Annotated in this window: 19 protein-coding genes and 1 pseudogene; 13 read left to right on the forward strand and 7 right to left on the reverse strand. The window is 72.1% G+C overall.

The window, feature by feature from the left end; translation table 11 throughout:
• The first annotated feature begins 138 nt into the window (after positions 1-138).
• From besD to besB, 3 genes are all read left to right on the forward strand, one after another.
• On the forward strand, positions 139-894 hold the full coding sequence (besD, locus tag ACSURM_RS20030; RefSeq protein WP_436956772.1) for an L-lysine 4-chlorinase BesD: 756 nt from the start codon (positions 139-141) through the stop codon (positions 892-894).
• Positions 895-1,007: 113 nt separating this feature from the next.
• On the forward strand, positions 1,008-1,775 hold the full coding sequence (gene besC, locus ACSURM_RS20035; protein ID WP_436956774.1) for a 4-chloro-allylglycine synthase BesC: 768 nt from the start codon (positions 1,008-1,010) through the stop codon (positions 1,773-1,775).
• Positions 1,772-3,316 carry an L-2-amino-4-chloropent-4-enoate dechlorinase/desaturase BesB gene (gene besB / locus ACSURM_RS20040; protein ID WP_436956776.1) on the forward strand — a complete coding sequence of 515 codons (1,545 nt, stop codon included), beginning with the start codon at positions 1,772-1,774 and terminating at the stop codon, positions 3,314-3,316. The genes besC and besB overlap by 4 nt, the downstream gene beginning before the upstream one ends.
• A gap of 60 nt (positions 3,317-3,376) precedes the next feature.
• On the opposite strand, the gene besA is transcribed toward besB, so the two are convergent.
• The 5 genes from besA to ACSURM_RS20065 all read right to left on the reverse strand — a co-directional run bounded on the left by besA (position 3,377) and on the right by ACSURM_RS20065 (position 7,351).
• Positions 3,377-4,771, reverse strand: a complete 1,395-nt coding sequence (gene besA, locus ACSURM_RS20045) for an L-propargylglycine--L-glutamate ligase BesA (RefSeq protein WP_436956778.1) — start codon at positions 4,769-4,771, stop codon at positions 3,377-3,379.
• 229 nt (positions 4,772-5,000) lie between these two features.
• Complete coding sequence (locus ACSURM_RS20050) at positions 5,001-5,288, reverse strand: DUF1416 domain-containing protein (protein ID WP_030792004.1); 288 nt, start codon at positions 5,286-5,288, stop codon at positions 5,001-5,003.
• A 34-nt stretch (positions 5,289-5,322) separates the two neighbouring features.
• Positions 5,323-6,168, reverse strand: coding sequence for a sulfurtransferase (locus ACSURM_RS20055; protein ID WP_436956780.1), 846 nt, complete (start codon positions 6,166-6,168; stop codon positions 5,323-5,325).
• 125 nt (positions 6,169-6,293) lie between these two features.
• Positions 6,294-6,401, reverse strand: a complete 108-nt coding sequence (locus ACSURM_RS20060; protein ID WP_351326910.1) for an Ms5788A family Cys-rich leader peptide — start codon at positions 6,399-6,401, stop codon at positions 6,294-6,296.
• A 212-nt stretch (positions 6,402-6,613) separates the two neighbouring features.
• Entirely contained in the window at positions 6,614-7,351 is a 738-nt protein-coding gene (locus tag ACSURM_RS20065; RefSeq protein ID WP_436956783.1) for an LmeA family phospholipid-binding protein, read from the reverse strand.
• A gap of 135 nt (positions 7,352-7,486) precedes the next feature.
• On the opposite strand from ACSURM_RS20065, the gene ACSURM_RS20070 reads away from it, so the two are divergent.
• Positions 7,487-7,750, forward strand: coding sequence for a DUF3099 domain-containing protein (locus ACSURM_RS20070; RefSeq protein WP_249459111.1), 264 nt, complete (start codon positions 7,487-7,489; stop codon positions 7,748-7,750).
• Positions 7,751-7,763: 13 nt separating this feature from the next.
• Here the strand turns inward: ACSURM_RS20070 and ACSURM_RS20075 are convergent, their stop codons facing one another.
• Entirely contained in the window at positions 7,764-8,126 is a 363-nt protein-coding gene (locus ACSURM_RS20075; protein WP_436956785.1) for a DsrE family protein, read from the reverse strand.
• 113 nt (positions 8,127-8,239) lie between these two features.
• Here ACSURM_RS20075 and ACSURM_RS20080 point away from each other — a divergent pair, with 113 nt between their 5' ends.
• The 6 genes from ACSURM_RS20080 to ygfZ all read left to right on the forward strand — a co-directional run bounded on the left by ACSURM_RS20080 (position 8,240) and on the right by ygfZ (position 12,997).
• Positions 8,240-9,046 (forward strand): hypothetical protein, encoded by an 807-nt coding sequence (locus tag ACSURM_RS20080; RefSeq protein WP_436956787.1) that lies wholly within the window; start codon positions 8,240-8,242, stop codon positions 9,044-9,046.
• On the forward strand, positions 9,043-9,840 hold the full coding sequence (locus ACSURM_RS20085) for a hypothetical protein (RefSeq protein WP_436956789.1): 798 nt from the start codon (positions 9,043-9,045) through the stop codon (positions 9,838-9,840). Before ACSURM_RS20080 ends, ACSURM_RS20085 begins: the two co-directional genes overlap by 4 nt.
• The gene (locus ACSURM_RS20090; RefSeq protein ID WP_436956791.1) at positions 9,837-10,784 is read left to right on the forward strand and encodes a hypothetical protein; all 948 of its coding nucleotides are present in this window, start codon (positions 9,837-9,839) and stop codon (positions 10,782-10,784) included. Before ACSURM_RS20085 ends, ACSURM_RS20090 begins: the two co-directional genes overlap by 4 nt.
• A gap of 209 nt (positions 10,785-10,993) precedes the next feature.
• Positions 10,994-11,569 (forward strand): FABP family protein, encoded by a 576-nt coding sequence (locus tag ACSURM_RS20095; RefSeq protein ID WP_359047169.1) that lies wholly within the window; start codon positions 10,994-10,996, stop codon positions 11,567-11,569.
• Positions 11,570-11,584: 15 nt separating this feature from the next.
• Positions 11,585-12,022 carry a Fur family transcriptional regulator gene (locus ACSURM_RS20100; RefSeq protein ID WP_436956793.1) on the forward strand — a complete coding sequence of 146 codons (438 nt, stop codon included), beginning with the start codon at positions 11,585-11,587 and terminating at the stop codon, positions 12,020-12,022.
• 9 nt (positions 12,023-12,031) lie between these two features.
• Entirely contained in the window at positions 12,032-12,997 is a 966-nt protein-coding gene (ygfZ, locus tag ACSURM_RS20105) for a CAF17-like 4Fe-4S cluster assembly/insertion protein YgfZ (RefSeq protein ID WP_436956795.1), read from the forward strand.
• 98 nt (positions 12,998-13,095) lie between these two features.
• Here the strand turns inward: ygfZ and dtd are convergent, their stop codons facing one another.
• Entirely contained in the window at positions 13,096-13,521 is a 426-nt protein-coding gene (gene dtd / locus ACSURM_RS20110) for a D-aminoacyl-tRNA deacylase (protein WP_436956797.1), read from the reverse strand.
• Between the two features lie 157 nt (positions 13,522-13,678).
• On the opposite strand from dtd, the gene ACSURM_RS20115 reads away from it, so the two are divergent.
• The 3 genes and pseudogenes from ACSURM_RS20115 to ACSURM_RS20125 all read left to right on the forward strand — a co-directional run bounded on the left by ACSURM_RS20115 (position 13,679) and on the right by ACSURM_RS20125 (position 17,022).
• Positions 13,679-14,269 (forward strand): RsiG family protein, encoded by a 591-nt coding sequence (locus tag ACSURM_RS20115; protein WP_436956799.1) that lies wholly within the window; start codon positions 13,679-13,681, stop codon positions 14,267-14,269.
• Between the two features lie 35 nt (positions 14,270-14,304).
• A complete protein-coding gene (locus ACSURM_RS20120; RefSeq protein ID WP_436956801.1) occupies positions 14,305-14,919 on the forward strand; it encodes a TetR family transcriptional regulator in 615 nt (204 codons plus the stop codon).
• Between the two features lie 49 nt (positions 14,920-14,968).
• Positions 14,969-17,022: pseudogene (locus ACSURM_RS20125) on the forward strand (HelD family protein).
• Positions 17,023-17,110: the final 88 nt, after the last annotated feature.

The following is a 17,110-nucleotide window of genomic DNA, read 5'->3' on the forward strand; positions in this document are numbered from 1 at the left end:
GTAAATCGCGCCTTACGGATCAGCACCTGTTGATCAGGCTCTGGGGCCTATCTAGCCTCTTCAGGAGTCTTCGCCGGGCCCAGACGTACGTCGTCTTCGCCGAGCACGAAAATCCCCAGCCGAGCATGGGAGATCACCGTGAGCAGCAATGGGCAGGAAAGCACCGTCATCAATCCCCTGGAGCAGGGCGCACTGCGCGGTTTTGCGCAGCACTACCACCGGTACGGCATCGTCACCGTCACCGATCTGATTCGGGAAGACGTCCGCAAAAGCGTGCGGGCGGAGGCGGACCGACTGCTGGAGAAATACGCCGAGCGGCGTGACCTCCGCCTCCAGACCACCGGGTACACCCGCCGCTCGATGTCCGTGGTGCAGAGCGAGACGATCGCGGGCAACAGCGAGCTGGTCACCTCGATCTACGCGAATCCGGAACTCCTCGGCGCGCTGGAGCGCATAGCCGGCGAGAAACTGCACCCCTGCCCCAAGGACGACGAGGAATTCCTCATCACCCGGCAGGAACGGAGCGGGGACACGCACGGCTGGCACTGGGGCGATTTCAGCTTCGCCCTCATCTGGGTGCTCCAGGCCCCGCCCCTCGACATCGGCGGCATGCTCCAGTGCGTACCGCACACGGAGTGGGACAAGTCCGATCCGCGGATCCACCAGTATCTGGTCGACAATCCCATCCACACGTACCACTTCCAGTCGGGTGACGTGTATTTCCTGCGCACCGACACCACGCTCCACCGCACGGTTCCGCTGCGCGAGGACACCACCCGCATCATCCTGAACATGACCTGGGCGGGCGACCGTGACCTGCGGCGCGAGCTGCAGGGCGACGACCGCTGGTGGGAGGACGCCGACGTGTCGGCGGCCGCCGCCCTGGACGACTGACCGGCCACCGCACCCGCGGCCCTGGACACGACCGGCCGGCCACCGCTCCCGCGGCCCGGCAAGGGCCCGGCACAGAGCCTTTCCCCCGCTTTCCCCCGCGACGAGGGATCACCATGACCGATCTGAACACCCCCGAGACCAAGCCGCTGACGGACCACTTCGACCACGTGGAGCCGGGAATCCGCCGACGGATCGCCGTACAGGACCCGGAGATCAAGGACTATCTGGACGGCGTGCTCGCGAAAATCGCCTCGCACCGGGGCGTCGAGCACCCGTACCTGAACGCCTACCGCACCACGGCGCTCACCCCCGAGCAGGAGCGCCTGATGTACAGCGAGTGCTATTACTTCTTCCGCTACCTCCCGTTCTACATCACGGGAATGGCGGTCAAGACGCGGGACGAGATGATCCTGCGGGAGATCATCCTGAACGTCGCCGACGAGGTCGGCGGCGAGGTCACGCACTCCACGCTCTTCGCCGACTTCCTCGCCCGGATCGGCATCGACAAGGAGCACCTGGAGGCGTACGAACCGCTGGAGGTCACCAAGCGGCTCAACGACGGCATCCGGGTGCTGTACACCGAGTCGCCGATCCACAAGGCCCTCGGCGCGCTGTACGCCGACGAGACCATGTCGTCCATCATGGTCTCGAAGATCAACGACGGGCTGCGCAACCAGGGGTACGACGACGACCTGCGCCACTTCTGGCAGCTGCACATCGACGTCGAGGTCGGACACAGCAACTCCGTCTTCAACGCCATCGCGCCCTACGTCCACTCGCCCGCCACCCGCGCCGAGTTCGAGGCGGGCGCCTACGAGTTCCTCGGGCTGGTGGAGGACTACTGGGACGGTGTGCAGCGGCTCGTGGGCCTCGACGCATGAGCCAAGCGGTATCCGGCACCACCGGGTCGGCCGACGGCCTGCGGCACATCGCCGCCGGCCGGCCCGTCCCCGGCTCCGTGCACTCGGTGTCCGTCTCGATCCCCGACGTGGCGTCGGTCATCGGGTACGAGTCGAACGACGCGGCCACCCTGAGCCGCATCTCCTGGGGATACCCGCGCTTCCGCCCGCACCCGTACGTGGTCCGGGTGGCGGAGCTGGCCGCCCGGGAGGACCCGGGCGGGGAACTGCTGCTCACCCGCTCGGCGCGGGCCGCGCGGGCCGCCGCGGCCTACGCCGGCCTGCCGCCCGACGCGGCGCGCGACCTCACCCTCGGCGGACACGTGCTGTCCGGGGTGCGGCTGCCCGCCGGGGGGCCGCCGGCCGCGCGGGCGCGGGCCCACGTCACGCACACCGGCGGCCACCTGTCCTCGCGGCAGGCGGAGGACGTGCTGTGGGACGCGGGCCTGATCGACGGCCGGCAGCCCGAGGAGACGGCGGACGCCTCGCCCGCGCGCGCCGTCGCGGAGACCCTCGCCGGGGCCTACGGGGTGCCCGGACCGGAGTACGTGGCGCTGCGCAACAGCGGCATGAACGCGGTGGCGGCGGCCATCGAGGCGGTCACGGAGATCCAGCGGGACGGCGGCCGGCGCTGCTGGCTCCAGCTCGGCTGGATCTTCTTCGACACCATGCACCTGTTCGAGAAGCAGGTCGTGGACGCCGAGCACACCACCGTGCCCGACCCCTTCGACCTGGCGGAGGTCGCCCGGGTGGCCGCCGCGCACGCGGGTGAACTGGCCGGCATCGTCGCGGAGATCCCGAGCAACCCGGGGATGGGCGTCCCCGACCTGCCGGCGCTGCGCGAGATCGCCGACCGGGCCGGCTGTGCGCTGGTCGTCGACGCCACGATCGCCACCCCGCACAACGTCGACGTGGTGCCGTACGCCGACGTGGTCTGCGAGAGCCTGACCAAGTACGCCACCGGATCGGCGGACGTGCTGGCGGGCGCGGTGGTGGTCGCTCCCGGTTCGCCGTTCGCGGCGGACCTGCTGACCGTGCTGCCGCGCCACGGCGACGAGCCCTACCGCCGGGACACGGCCCGGGTGGCCGCCCGGATCCGCGGCTACGCGGAGCGGATGGCGCGGGTCAACGCGAACGCCCTGGCCCTCGCCGAGAGCCTGCGGCGCCGCCCGGACGTGGTCCGGGGCATCGGCTGGGCGCTGGACGGCCGGTCCGCCGCCAACTACCGCAAGGTGGCACGGGACTCCGGCGGCCCCGGCGGGCTGCTGATGCTGGATCTCAAGGTCCCCCTGGAGCGGGTCTACGACCGGCTCGCGGTGGCCAAGGGGCCGAGTTTCGGCGCGGAGTTCACCATGGCGTCCCCGCAGGTCTTCATCGCGCACTACGACCTGCTCGCCACCCCCGGGGGGCGGGCCGCGCTGCGCGAGCGGGGGCTGCACCGGGACATGCTGCGGGTCTCCGTCGGCACCGAGCCGCCGGAGCTGATCGCGGAGACCTTCGAGCGGGCCCTGCGCACCGACTGACCGGCGCAGGGGGGAGAGCGGTGCGCGGGTCCCCGGCCGTCCCGGGGACCCGCCCCGCCGTCATGCGGCGGCGGGCCGCAGCAGCGCCGCCCGGGCGGCCTCGGTGTAGTGCTCGGCCGCCCCGAACGTCGGCGCCAGCGCGGTCAGTTCCACGAAGCCGCAGGTCTTCAGCGCGCCCAGGACGTGCAGCGCGACGCCCTCGCCCCGGTCCCGGCGGTAGAGCAGGTCCTCGGCGCGCAGCCGCGCCACCGCGGTCCGCGGGTCGAGCCGGCCCAGCGCCTCGGGGTCGAGGATGCGTCCGTGCACGTAGCACATGGTCTGCCCGTCGGGGCGGCGCAGCCGTCCGTCGGCGGCGACGTCCCGGCCGATCAGGGCCTCGGCGTAGCGCAGCACATGGCTGGGGCCGACCTTGCGCAGGTTGATCTCCACGGCGAGCGGTCCCCGGTCCCCGGCGATCACGAAGTCCACGCCGAAGCTGCCCCGGTGGCCGAGCGAGGCGAGCACCGCGCCCGTGCGGGCCACCGCGTCCATGAGGGCGGGCCGCCACCGCTCCTCGGCCGGGTACCGGCAGCCCCAGTACTGGCCCCCGGAGAGCACCTGGTCGTGGCAGGCGAGCACCTTCACCGTGCCGTCGGCGGTGACGTACCCCTGGCCGCTGGGGGAGGAGGTGACCCCCTCCAGGAACTCCTCCACGATCACGCCCTCGCCGGCCAGCTCCCGGTGGAACTCCTCGGCGGACATCCGCAGGACCTCGGCCGAGCCGAGCAGGTCTCCGGTCCGGGCGTACTCCGCGCAGTCGATCAGCACGTTGCCGACCGAGGCCGCCCAGGTGCTCGCGCTGACCTTCACCAGCACGTGCCGGGGCCGGTCCGGGCCGTCGGCCAGCCGGCGGATCGCGGCGGCCACCTCCCGCTCGCCGCGCAGCGCCTCGGCCCCGCCGCCGGGCACCGGCACACCGGCCCGCAGCAGGATCTCCTTGCTGCCCGCCTTGCTGCCCCAGCGGGCGGCCAGGGAGGCGTGCCCCTCGTCCAGCCCGGCCCCGATCCGGCGGGCCAGTTCGTCCAGCGCCTCGGACGCCATGAAGTGCACGATGTCGGCCCGCGCGGTCTTGCCGACGGCGTCCCGCAGCGTGGCCACGAGACCGTCGTCGCCGAGGACCAGGTCGTCCAGCGGACGCGGCCGGCGGGTGCCGGGGGTGAGCAGGGTCAGCCGGTCGCGCACGCTTTCGATCATTCGGTCGTCAAAACCGAAAACATCCCGGAAATGATATTCGAGGGTGTAGGGGTCGACGGGTTCCGAGGTGACGACGACCGCCCTTTCGTCCGGATCGCGAAGGCTCCACAGAAAACCCAGGCTCCGCTCGGCGGAGTAACGCAGATACGGCACCTCTTCCAGCATGCGATCGGCGTAGTTGAGCGCGTAGATCAGGATCTGCGTGTAACCGGAATCTGCCATACGGGGAGGTTAGGGGGGACGTCCGGGAAATGGTAGCGGAACCGCCCGTTCCGGTGACGGCTGGAAAATGACCCTGTCATCGCATAATCAATTTCGAGCATTTCTCGGCACATGCCGAAGGGCCGCATCCCCGTTGGCGTCCAACCCCGGGAATGCGGCCCTTCAGCCGTCACAGTGAGTCTGCCGGTCCGAGCCCGGCACGAGCCGGTACGAGACCGGGCCCGCTCGCTCAGACCGCGATGGCGACCTCCGCGAGCCCGCCCTTCTGGGCGACGACCGTACGGTCCGCGGTCGCGCCCGGCACCAGGGCGCGCACGGTCCACGTGCCCTCGGCCGCGTAGAAGCGGAACTGGCCGGTCGCGGAGGTGGGCACCTCCGCGGTGAACTCGCCGGTCGAGTCCAGCAGTCGGACGTAACCGGTCACCGGCTCGCCGTCGCGGGTCACCTGGCCCTGGATCGTGGTCTCACCGGGCTTGATCGCCGAGGCGTCCGGGCCGCCGGCCTTCGCTCCGCACATGTCGTACTCCTGAGGGGTTGAGAGGGGGGCGGACTTACTTGCCGGCGCCGAGCTCGATCGGCACGCCGACGAGGGAGCCGTACTCGGTCCAGGAGCCGTCGTAGTTCTTGACGTTCTCCACGCCCAGCAGCTCGTGCAGCACGAACCAGGTCAGGGCCGAGCGCTCACCGATGCGGCAGTAGGCGATCGTGTCCTTGGCGAGGTCGACGTCCTCCTCGGCGTAGAGGGCCTTCAGCTCCTCGTCCGACTTGAAGGTGCCGTCGTCGTTGGCGTTCTTCGACCACGGGATGTTCTTCGCGGTCGGCACGTGGCCCGGCCGCTGCGACTGCTCCTGCGGCAGGTGGGCCGGGGCGAGCAGCTTGCCGGAGAACTCGTCGGGCGAGCGGACGTCGACCAGGTTCTGGGCGCCGATGGCCGACACGACGTCGTCGCGGAAGGCGCGGATCGAGGTGTCCTGCGGCTTGGCCTTGTACTCGGTCCGCGCGCGCTGCGGCACCTCGTCGCCGGCCACCAGCTCGCGGGCGTCCAGCTCCCACTTCTTGCGGCCGCCGTCGAGGAGCTTGACGCTCTCGTGGCCGTAGAGCTTGAAGTACCAGTAGGCGTACGACGCGAACCAGTTGTTGTTGCCGCCGTAGAGGACCACCGTGTGGTCGTTGGCGATGCCCTTCTCCGACAGGAGCTTCTCGAAGCCCTCCTGGTCGATGAAGTCACGGCGGACCGGGTCCTGGAGGTCCTTGGTCCAGTCGATGCGGATCGCGTTCTTGATGTGGTTCTTCTCGTAGGCGGACGTGTCCTCGTCCACTTCCACGATGGCGATGGTCGGGTCGTCCAGGTGCTCCTGGAGCCAGTCGGCGTCGACCAGGACGTCGCTGCGGCTCATGCTCTTCTCCTCCGGGGCAGTCGCGGCGGGGCGTGCGGGTGGAAAGGCGTGCGCTCGGTGCCCGAGCGGCACACGGATGCCCTGACGGCAGGGCGGTGAGGGACGCGGCAGCCGGGGGCTTCCGCTCAGAAGGGGCGACAGAGCATGGCGGCCACGCGGCACAGGTCCACTGCCCGCCGCTTGGTGAGATCCGCCTGTCCCCGCGGCCGGAGGACGCTCGTCGAGTACCGCATGGGCCCGATCGTAGGGACGACGGGGCGGGCGTGTCACCGGTGTGTCATATGGCGAGACGCGATCGTCCGGATAGTGATACGAAGGCCCAGTCAGATGGGTCCTCCGAGGCCGGCCGGACGCCCGCGCGCTCGGCCGTGGCTGCGCTGCGGACGCACTCGTCTCGCCTGTCGGACGGTCCCTGTCCGTCCCCGGAATCCGGGCGGTGGGGTGCCTACCCCGCCAGCCGGACGCCCGAACCCTTCACGCTGATCTCGACGCCCTCCGGCGCCGCCTGCACCTTGTCCAGCCTGATCCCGCCGGGCAGCCGGTCGATGGCCTGCTGGAAGTCGGTGATCGCGCGGATGCGCTCCTCGGCGATCGCGGCGCCGGCCAGGCTGGGCAGCGAGTCCGCGTGCACCTCGACCTTGCCGTCCACCACGCTCACCGAACTGAGCACGTTCACCGTCTGCTTGATCCCGAGAGCGGGCGCGGTCAGCTCCACCGCCACCTTGATCTTCCCGTTGCCGCCGTCGGAGAGCCCGGTGACCCGGGCGCTGGCCCCCGGGGCGACCTCGGTCGGCTCCGGCTTGGCGGTCTTCAGCAGCTCGGCGTACGAGACCGTCCCGGTGCCGGTCGCGGTGGCCGCGGTGGCGGAGCCGAAGTCGCTGGAGAACTCCACGCCCTTCATGTGGGCCTTCAGGTCCTCGACCCGGATCGTCCGGCCGGCCTCGCCGGTGGCCGCGTCGTACTCGTCGATCCCGACCTCGACGTCGTCCAGGGAGCCCCCGGCGAGCTGGGTCAGGAAGGGGAAGCCCTTGATGTCCACGTCCGGGGTGGTGGCCAGTTGCTCACTGGTCTTCAGCTTGTCCGCGGCCTCGCCCTCGGCGAAGTGCACGGCGACCCGGTCCGCGATCACGAACAGCACGCCCAGGATCACGACGACGATCAGCAGTATGCGCAGGCCTCGCATTGGGGTTCCCCCGGGTCGGTGGTGGCGGTGGTGACGGGCGTCCGGTACGGATACGCCACGGTAACCCCGCCGGGTCCGGCCGCCGGGGAATTGTGGATCAGTTGTGACAGGGCCGGCCGGTCCTACTCTGGAGCTATGTACGCCCGGCGACGGCACATCTATTTCGCCATGATGGGGACGTGTATCGGCCTCTTCGTCCTGGCCTGGGGAGTCGTACGCATCTGGTCGGTGCCCGCGGCCGTCGGCCTGTGCGTCGTGGCCATGGTCATCCCGCCGGTCGCCGCGATGGTCGCCAACCGGCGGGGCCCGGAGGACCGTTGGTGGGACGACCCCTCGGGCGACCCGGAGTCGGACGAGTGGTGGGACGAACTGGACGGCAGGAAGCGCCCGCGCCCCTGACGGAGGCCCGGTCTCAGTAGACGAGCGCCTGCGTGTCCTCGCCCAGGGCCTCCTGCACGAACACCTGCGCGCCCGCGATCCGTACGCCCTCGATGACGTCCTTCTCGGTGATCTCCCGGCGCGCGGCGCACTGCGTGCACAGCGTGATCCGCCCGGCCGCGAGGATCGACTCCAGCAGATCGGGCAGCGGCGCGGCGTGCGGCAGCTCGAATTCGGCCGCCCGCCCCGGCAGCGCGAACCACGACGACTCCCCGGTCAGCCACAGCGACACGTCGACCCCGCTGGCCACGGCCACGGCGGCGACCGTGAACGCCTGAGAGCACCGCTCGGGGGCGTCCGCCCCGGCCGTCACCTTGATAACGAGCTTTTTCGCCATGCCCGAATCGTAATCCGCTTGCCCGCAACTCCATGTGCATGCCATGAGTCTTGCTGTGACGGCGCGGCCACGGAAGCCGCGCTTCCTTATCCCTTGGGGGGAGTCCTTTGGACGTGTACGCGAGACCCGGCGCGGAGCCGGCGGACACCGGCGCGGTGCCGGCGGACACCGGTGCCCCGGACGGTCCGGCCGGCCCGGACGGGTCCGGTTCAGAGCCGGTACGGCGGCGGGGGCGGATGCCGTCGCTCCTGCTCGGCGCCGCCGTGCTCGGCCTGATCTCCGGTCTCTGCGCCGGTTACCAGATCCAGGCCGGCCGGGAGCCCACCAAGCTGCCCCCGCTGTCCCAGCCGAGGCTGGAGCAGGCCGCGGGAGAGGCTTCGGCGCCCCTGCCCGCCGCGCGGGACCGCAAGGTCAAGACCGACGGGGACCTGCGCCGGCTGCTGCTGAAGAAACCTGACGGGGCGCGCGCGGCGGGGTCCATGGCCGAGAGCGGCTGGATGAGCCTGGCCCAGTTGGCGGAGACGTACAACAACCCGGCCGGGGGCTACGGTTGGCTGCTCGAAGAGGAGTTCCGCCGTGCCGCCGCCGTCGCCTGGATCGAGGGCGGCACCCGCTACGTCGAGGTCCGGCTGCTGCAGTTCCGGCAGGAGGAGGTGCTCGGCGCCCGGGACGAGGCGGAGGACAGCTACGGCTGGGCCGGGCGCGACAGCGACGCCGAGAGCTGGGAGATACCCGGCACGGGCGACGGAAAGGCGTACACGTACCGCATGCCCCAGCCCCGCGACGGGGTGAAGGTGTACCAGGCGCGGGCGCACGCATGGCGCGGTGACGTCTCCGTGCAGGTCTGGATCAACGACACCAAGCCGATCCCGAAGAAGGCGATCATGGACCTGGCGAAGCGGCAGATGGAGCGGCTGTGACGACGGAAACTCCCGAGAACCCCGTTCCCGAGCCGGCCGGGCCGGCCCCCGGGCGCCCTCGGCGCCGTATCGGCCCCGTGCTGGGTGGTGCCGCGGTGGCGCTCGCCGTCGTCGCGGGGGTGAGCTGGACCGCGGTCGTCGTCCACGGTGCCGACCGCGACCCGGGCGCCGCGACCTGGCAGTTGCCCAAGGCATCGGTGGGCAAGCCCGCCAAGGACACCGGGATGAGCACGCTGCTGCTGCCCTACGAGGAGGGGCGGTACGCGCCCGGCCCGGACATGGACGAATTCGGTTCCGACGCCGAACTGACCGGCGCCCAGGCGACCGCCCAGCTCAAACGGTCGCTGGCCGGGCTGCCCCGGTCCCAGCGGCTGCTGATGGAGCGCCGGCTGGGCCGAGAACCGGTCAAGGGCATCGCGATGCGCAGCTACGCGAGCCCCGCCGGGGCCTCCTCCGAGTCCGGCGAGGAGTTCACGGCGCAGGTCGTACTGGTGCGGATGGCGGACCGGTCGGCAGCGGACTCCGAAGCCGCTCTCCGGCGACGGCTCCTGGGATCCGTTGAGTCCCTGCGCGAGGGCCCGGCCGTGAAGGGACACGAGGACGACGCCGCGTGTTTCCTGCCGCCGGCCGACCCGGATGAGGAGCTCGGCGCGATGGTGTGCTCCGGATCGGTCGGAGACGTCCTGGTCCTCACCACCGCGACCGCGGCCGGGCCGCTGGACCGGCAGGAGGAGGCGGCGGACATGATCACCGCCCAGTTCGACCGCATCGAGGACCCGGGGAAGGCCGTATGACCGAGCAGACACAGCGACCGGCCCCGCAGCACCCGGCTCCGCAGCACCCGGCCCCGCAGGACGCGGTCGCGTCCGAGGCGGTGGTGCCCGAGGAGATGGTGCCTGAGGCGGTCGCGCACGAGGCGGTGCCCGGCCGGTCGCCGCTGCCCGCCGTGCCGCCGCCGCCCGCCGCCGTGCGGAAGGACCGCCGGGTGCTGCGGGCGGCGCTGCGGTGGACCGCCGTCGCTGCCGTGTTCTGCCTGGTCGGGGCCGGTACGGCGTACGGGGTCAGCCGGATGGAGCGGACGGACCTGCCGGGGCTGGCCACCGCCTCCGACGGCCGATGGGACTACCCGGAACTGGTCCGGCCGCCACTGCCGCCCGGCAGCCCCGGGCCCCTTGAAGCCGGCAACCACGCCGGCACGCACCACGCCGACCTGCGCGCGCTGGTGCTGCCCGCGCCCCGCGGGGCGACGGTGGAACCGGGACCGCGCGGCACGGACGGGTGGGTGCCGATGAAGGACTTCCTCGCCGACTACGCGGATGCGGAGAAGCGCCGGGAGCTGGCCCAGAAGCTCACCGACCACGGTCTGCGGCACATCGCGGGCCGCGGCTGGACCACCCCGGACGGCACCCGCACCAGGATCCGGCTGCTGCGGTTCGGCACCGCCGCCGTCTCCGAGACCCTGCTGACCGGCGACCTCGCCAACACCGGGGCGCCCGCCTACCCGGTGCACGGTGCCGAGTACTACGCACTGGACGAGACGTTCCCGCCGGGCGCCCATATGAAGGGCGTGACGCTCTTCCCGTACACGGAGACCGAGCCGTACGGCGCCGAGCAGGTGCGGCAGGCGTACTTCTCGGCCGGGGACACCATCGCGGTGATCACCCAGACCCGCGAGGGCGGGGTGAACGCCGTTCCGTTCCGGCAGACGGTCACCCTGCAGACCGAGCTGCTCAGCTGAGCGGACCTCGTCAGGAGGGCCGGGGCCCGGCCGCGTAAGCTGGGCTCCGGCTCTGTCGTATGCCCACCCTCGCTCAAGGAGCACCCGTGGAGATCTTCTTCGAAATTCTGCTGGTCCTGGTCTGCGTCGGCGTTCTCGCCTTCGCCGGTCTGACCGTGAAGAAGCTGTACCAGGGCCAGCGCTGACCCCCCTCTAGGAAGCCTCCGCTCATGATCGAGATCCCGTCCGACCTGCACAAGGACCTTGTCCCGCTCGCCTTCCTGCTCGGCAACTGGGCCGGCGCGGGCGTGCACGACTTCCCTGGCTCGGAGAAGTGCAACTTCGGTCAGGAGGTCAGCTTCACCCACGACGGCCGGGACTTCCTGGAGTACCACTCCCACACCTGGGTGCTGGACAAGGACGGCAACAAGGTCCGCCCGCTGGAGTCGGAGTCCGGTTTCTGGCGGATCGACGCGGACCGCAAGGTCGAGGTAACGATGACCCGCGACGACGGTGTCATCGAGATCTGGTACGGCGAGATGGCCGACAAGAAGCCGCAGATCGACCTGGTGACGGACGCCGTCGCCCGCACCCCCGCGTCCGCCCCGTACAGCGGTGGCAAGCGGCTGTACGGCTATGTGAAGAGCGACCTGATGTGGGTGGGCGAGAAGCAGACCCCCGAGGTTCCGCTGCGCCCCTACATGTCGGCCCAGCTGAAGAAGGTCGTCACCCCCGAGGACGTCGAACGCTGGGCCAAGGCCCTTCCGGACGACATGCCGGACGACGGCATCGCTTTCTTCAAGTAGTCCTAGACTCGTCGTGTGGTGACCACCGACTGGAAGAGCGATCTCAGGCAGCGCGGCTATCGGCTGACGCCGCAGCGGCAGCTCGTACTCGAAGCCGTCGACACCCTCGAGCACGCGACCCCCGACGACATCCTCGTGGAAGTGAGGAAGACGGCGTCGGGGGTCAACATTTCCACCGTCTACCGGACGCTGGAGCTGCTGGAGGAGCTGGGCCTGGTCAGCCACGCCCATCTGGGGCACGGCGCGCCCACCTACCACCTCGCCGACCGGCACCACCACCTGCACCTGGTGTGCCGGGACTGCGACGACGTCATCGAGGCGGACGTGGAGGTGGCCGCCGAGTTCACGGACAAGCTGCGGCAGCAGTTCGGGTTCGACACCGACATGAAGCACTTCGCGATCTTCGGCCGGTGCCGGGACTGCTCCCTGAAGGGTTCAAGTCCCACGTCGTAGGCTTGCGTTATGAAGAGCCCCCTGCTGTCCCTGCCCGGCGCGGTCTCCGCCGAGGGTGTGGACGAAGGTGTCGCCGCCCATTACGGCGACCTGTTCCGCGAGCAGCGCGCCCTCGCCGACGGCACCGGTTTCGTCGACCTGTCGCATCGCGGCGTCGTCACCGTCAGCGGTGACGACCGGCTGAGCTGGCTGCATCTGCTGCTCACCCAGCACGTCAGCGACCTGCCCGCGGGCGAGGCCACCGAGGCCCTGATCCTGTCCGCGCACGGGCACATCGAACACGCCCTGTACCTGGTGGACGACGGTACGACCGTCTGGGCGCACGTCGAGCCCGGCACCCAGGACGCGCTGATCGCGTACCTGGAGTCGATGAAGTTCTTCTACCGGGTGGAGGTCGCCGACCGCACCGCCGACATCGCCGTGGTCCACCTGCCCGCCGGCTCCATCGCCGACGTGCCGGACGGGGTCGTCGTACGCGAGACGGCGTACGGCCGTGATCTGTTCCTGCCGCGCGCCGAGCTGGAGTCCTTCGCCGCGTCGCACGGCCCCGCCGCCGGGCTGCTCGCCTACGAGGCGCTGCGGGTCGAGCAGCACCGGCCCCGGCTCGGCTTCGAGACCGACCACCGGACCATCCCGCACGAGCTGGGCTGGATCGGTACGGCCGTGCACCTCCAGAAGGGCTGCTACCGGGGGCAGGAGACGGTCGCCCGCGTGCAGAACCTGGGCAAGCCGCCACGCCGGCTGGTCTTCCTGCACCTGGACGGCAGCGAGGTGCACCTGCCGGTGCCGGGGACCGGGATCCGGGTCGCGGACGAGGGGCCCGACGGCCGCAAGGTCGGGTTCGTGACGACGTCCGTACGCCATCACGAGCTGGGGCCGGTGGCGCTGGCGCTGGTGAAGCGGAACGTACCCGTCGACGCCAGGCTCCTGGCCGGAGAGACAGCGGCTGCTCAGGAGGTTGTGGTCGAGCCGTAGCCTTGCGGGCCGGCTTGGCGCCGTTGGGGGTTGCGTTCGTTGCCGGGTGCGGCGCCGTTGTGGTTGCTCGCGCAGTTCCCCGCGCCCCTTCGGGGCGCTTACATCTCCAGCAGCACCGTGAACGGTCCGTCGTTCGTCAGGTTCACCCTCATCTGGGCGCCGAAGCGGCCCGTCGCCACCGTCGCGCCGAGGGCGCGCAGTCGGGCCACGACCTCGTCGACCAGGGGCTCGGCGACGTCGCCGGGGGCCGCCGCGTTCCAGGTGGGGCGGCGGCCCTTGCGGGCGTCGCCGTAGAGGGTGAACTGGCTGATCACCAGCAGCGGCGCCCCGGTGTCGCCGCACGACCGCTCGCCCTGGAGCATCCGGATCGTCCACAGCTTGCGCGCGAGCTGGGCCGCCTTCTCCTTGGTGTCGTCGTGGGTCACCCCCACCAGGACGCACAGCCCCTCGCCCTCGATCGCGCCGACCGTCTCGCCGTCCACGACGACGCTCGCGCCGTCCACCCTCTGCACCACCGCACGCATGCCGACCATCATGCCCGGTGTCCGGCCGCCGCCCGCGCGGGGACCAATATGGAACTGTTACCGCCCATCTGGGGCCGTTCGGGGGCTCTCGGTCACATAGCGGTCGGTTGGGGTGGCACGATGCTTCCACACGCCGGTCGAGGGGACGGTCACGCAGATGAGCACACCGAGCACGAGCGGGCGGCTGGGGATCCAGGGGACGCACCGGCCGCCCGCGCAGCGCGCCGACGGCCCCCCGGAGCCAGGGTCCGGCGGGCCCGACCTGGCCCGGCTGAGCCTGCCCGAGCTGCGCGCCCTGCGCCGGGACGCCCAGCGGGACGAGGCGGACCTCAGCTATGTGCGGCGGCTGCTCCAGGGCCGTATCGACATCCTGCGCGCCGAGCTGGGGCGGCGCGGCCGGGTGTCCGTGCCGGCGCCGGCCGACGGCTCCGTGGTCGACCGGCTCGCGGAGATCCTGAAGGACGCCCCGGCCCCGCAGCGGTCCTCGGCCCGCCATGTAACGCTCGGCACCCCGCACAACGAGGAGTACGGGCGGCTGGCCGCGGAGATGCTCGCCGAGGTGGAGCTGTCGGACCTGACGGCGCGCACCGACCCGGAGCTGACCGCGGCCATGGGCCGTCTGGTCCGCTACGAGCAGGAGGTCTCCCGCTGCCGCCAGCGGCTCCAGCGCACCGCCGACGACTGCAGCGGGGAGATCGCCCGCCGGTACCGGGAGGGCGAGGCCCAGGTGGACGACCTGCTGCTCTGAGCGCGGCCCGGGCCGGTCTGCGTAGGCTCCCCACCATGGGTGAGATGGGTCTGCGCGAGCGCAAGAAGCAGCGGATGTACCAGGACGTGTCGGACATCGCCGTACGGCTGTTCCTGGAGCGGGGCTTCGACGCGGTGCCGGTGGCGGAGGTGGCCGCCGCGGCCGGGATCTCCAAACCGACCCTCTTCCGGTACTTCCCGGCCAAGGAGGACCTGGTCCTGCACCGGATCGCGGACCACGAGACGGAGGCCGCCCGGGTGGTGGCCGGGGCGGCCGATCCGGTGGCCGCGCTGGGCCGGCACTTCCTGGCCGGGCTGGACCGGCGGGACCCGGTGACCGGCCTGAACGACCATCCCGAGGTGCTCGCCTTCCACCGCCTGCTCTACGGCACCCCCTCCCTGGCGGCGCGCGCCTACGCCCATCAGGAGCGCTCGGAGGCGGCGCTCGCCGAGGCGCTCGGCGGCGATCTGGACGCGCGGCTGGCCGCCGGGCAGATCGTCGCCGTCCAGCGGGTCCTCGCCCTGGAGAACTGGCGGCGGATCGCGGCGGGGGAGTCGGTCGAGGATGTCGCGCCGGATGCCGTACGGGCGGCCGAGCGGGCGTTCGGGCGGCTGGCCGAGGCGTTGCCGGAGCTGCGGTCCGCACACTGAGACTCGGTAAGAAATTTAACTCGGTAACGTTTTGTCGTACGCTGGCGGCATGACGTCGACCGACCCCGCCCTCACGGAAGCCCTGCACACCGAGCGCGCCTACCACGAGACCTGCCGTGCCGCCCTCGCCGCGATGGTCGACGGCGCCGCCGAACAGGTCGTCATCGGCGAGGACGTCTCCGCCTCCGGCGCGGACGCCGAAGTCCTCGGATACCGGCTGCGCAGCCAGGCCAAGGCCCTGCGCGAACTGCCGCCCGGCCCGCTGTTCTTCGGCCGGCTGGACTTCGCCGACGGTCACCCCGGGCACGGCGGGCAGAGCTACCACGTGGGCCGGGTCCGCATCACCGAGGACCCGGCCGCCCCGCCGCTCGTCGTCGACTGGCGGGCCCCCGTCTCCCGCGCCTTCTACCAGGCCGACGCCGGCGACCCGCAGGGCGTCGAGGTGCGCCGCCGGTTCGGCTGGGCCCCGGGCAGCCGGGGCGACGCCACCGACCTCACCGCGCTGGAGGACGAGCACCTGGGCCGCGGCGAGGCGCGGACCAGCGACATCGTGGCCCGCGAGATCGAGCGGCCCCGCGTCGGACCCATGCGGGACATCGCCGCCACCATCCAGCCCGAGCAGGACGACCTGGTCCGCGCCGCCCTCACCGACTCGGTGTGCGTGCAGGGCGCCCCCGGCACCGGCAAGACGGCCGTCGGCCTGCACCGGGCCGCGTACCTGCTCTACACCCACCCCAAGCGGCTCCAGCGCGCCGGCCTGCTGATCCTCGGCCCCAACCCGACCTTCCTGCGGTACATCGCCGAGGTGCTGCCCTCGCTCGGCGAGACCGCCCGGCGCGGCACCGCCGACAAGGGCTACCGCCAGAGCACCCTGCTGGACGAGATCGCCCGCCACCCGGTCACCGGCACCGACCCGCTGCCCACGGCCGCCGTCAAACACGACCCGCGCATGGCCGAGGTGCTGCGCCGGGCGCTGTACGCGCGGGTCACCACCGACGGCGCTGACGACCTCGCCGTCCCGGACGGCTCCTACCGCTGGCGGGTGTCCGCCGGCGAACTGGCCGCATCGTGGCCGAGGTCCGCGCCGAGGAACCCCCGTACGCCATCGGGCGGGAACGGGTGCGCACCCGGGTGGTACGACGGCTGCGCGAGCAGGCCGAACGGCGCGCCGGGGTGCTGCCCGCCGCCTGGGTCCGCCGCGTCGAACGCTGCCGGCCGCTGACCGCGCGGCTCGACGCGGTGTGGCCGAAGGCCCGCCCCGAGGAGGTCCTCGCCGGGCTCCTCACCGACGCCGACGCGCTGGCGCGCGCCGCCGACGGCCTGCTGGACCCCGGGGAGCAGGCGGCGCTGCTGTGGCCGCGCCCGCCCCGCTCGTACAAGTCCGCCCGCTGGTCGGCCGCCGACCTGGTCCTGCTGGACGAGCTGGCCGGGCTGATCGAACACCCCGAGGGCTACGGCCACATCGTCGTGGACGAGGCGCAGGACCTCTCCCCGATGGAGTGCCGGGCCATCGCCCGCCGGGCCGCCTTCGGCTCGCTCACCGTCCTCGGCGACCTCGCCCAGGGCACCACCCCGTGGGCCGCCCGCGACTGGTCCGTCCAGCTGCGCCACCTGGGCCGGCCCGACGCGGCCGTGGTGCCGCTGACCACCGGGTTCCGGGTGCCGGCCGCCGTGCTGGAACTCGCCAACCGGCTGCTCGCCCGTCTGGACGTCGCCGTCCCCCCGGCCACCTCGCTGCGCACCGACGGCGAGCTGACCCTGCGGCCGGCGCAGGACGTGCTCGCCGCCACCGTGACCGCCGTCCGCGCCGCCCTGGCCCGGGAGGGCTCGGTCGGCGTGATCACGGCGGACGCGGACACCGACCGGGTACGGGCGGCCCTGACCGGGGCCGGCCTGGACGCGGCCGGTCCCGAGGCGCTCGGCGCCCGGCTGGCCGTCGTCCCCGCGAGCCTGGTCAAGGGCCTGGAGTACGACCACGTCATCGCCGTGGAACCGGCCGCCGTGGCGGAGGCGGAGGAGCGGGGCGCGCACCGGCTGTACGTGGTGCTGACCCGGGCGGTGTCCCGCCTGGACGTGGTGCACGCCCGCCCGCTGCCGTTCTGAGACCCCTGACGGGCCTCAGCGGCCGACGTACGCCGTTCTGAGGCCCCGGCGGGATCAGCGGCCAACGTACGCCGTTCTGAGACCCCGG

Source organism: Streptomyces sp. SudanB182_2057 (assembly GCF_964272715.1).
GTDB lineage: Bacteria > Actinomycetota > Actinomycetes > Streptomycetales > Streptomycetaceae > Streptomyces > Streptomyces rubradiris.

What these genes read in the sequence shown, in the direction of transcription:
- ygfZ (WP_436956795.1), top strand. Translation starts at nt 12,032, where the DNA reads ATGAAGAGCCCCCTGCTGTCCCTGCCCGGCGCGGTCTCCGCCGAGGGT.
- besB (WP_436956776.1), top strand. Translation starts at nt 1,772, where the DNA reads ATGAGCCAAGCGGTATCCGGCACCACCGGGTCGGCCGACGGCCTGCGG.
- ACSURM_RS20115 (WP_436956799.1), top strand. Translation starts at nt 13,679, where the DNA reads ATGAGCACACCGAGCACGAGCGGGCGGCTGGGGATCCAGGGGACGCAC.
- besC (WP_436956774.1), top strand. Translation starts at nt 1,008, where the DNA reads ATGACCGATCTGAACACCCCCGAGACCAAGCCGCTGACGGACCACTTC.
- ACSURM_RS20070 (WP_249459111.1), top strand. Translation starts at nt 7,487, where the DNA reads ATGTACGCCCGGCGACGGCACATCTATTTCGCCATGATGGGGACGTGT.
- ACSURM_RS20095 (WP_359047169.1), top strand. Translation starts at nt 10,994, where the DNA reads ATGATCGAGATCCCGTCCGACCTGCACAAGGACCTTGTCCCGCTCGCC.
- ACSURM_RS20090 (WP_436956791.1), top strand. Translation starts at nt 9,837, where the DNA reads ATGACCGAGCAGACACAGCGACCGGCCCCGCAGCACCCGGCTCCGCAG.
- ACSURM_RS20065 (WP_436956783.1), bottom strand. Translation starts at nt 7,351, where the DNA reads ATGCGAGGCCTGCGCATACTGCTGATCGTCGTCGTGATCCTGGGCGTG.
- ACSURM_RS20060 (WP_351326910.1), bottom strand. Translation starts at nt 6,401, where the DNA reads ATGCGGTACTCGACGAGCGTCCTCCGGCCGCGGGGACAGGCGGATCTC.
- besA (WP_436956778.1), bottom strand. Translation starts at nt 4,771, where the DNA reads ATGGCAGATTCCGGTTACACGCAGATCCTGATCTACGCGCTCAACTAC.
- ACSURM_RS20050 (WP_030792004.1), bottom strand. Translation starts at nt 5,288, where the DNA reads ATGTGCGGAGCGAAGGCCGGCGGCCCGGACGCCTCGGCGATCAAGCCC.
- ACSURM_RS20075 (WP_436956785.1), bottom strand. Translation starts at nt 8,126, where the DNA reads ATGGCGAAAAAGCTCGTTATCAAGGTGACGGCCGGGGCGGACGCCCCC.
- ACSURM_RS20120 (WP_436956801.1), top strand. Translation starts at nt 14,305, where the DNA reads ATGGGTGAGATGGGTCTGCGCGAGCGCAAGAAGCAGCGGATGTACCAG.
- dtd (WP_436956797.1), bottom strand. Translation starts at nt 13,521, where the DNA reads ATGCGTGCGGTGGTGCAGAGGGTGGACGGCGCGAGCGTCGTCGTGGAC.
- ACSURM_RS20055 (WP_436956780.1), bottom strand. Translation starts at nt 6,168, where the DNA reads ATGAGCCGCAGCGACGTCCTGGTCGACGCCGACTGGCTCCAGGAGCAC.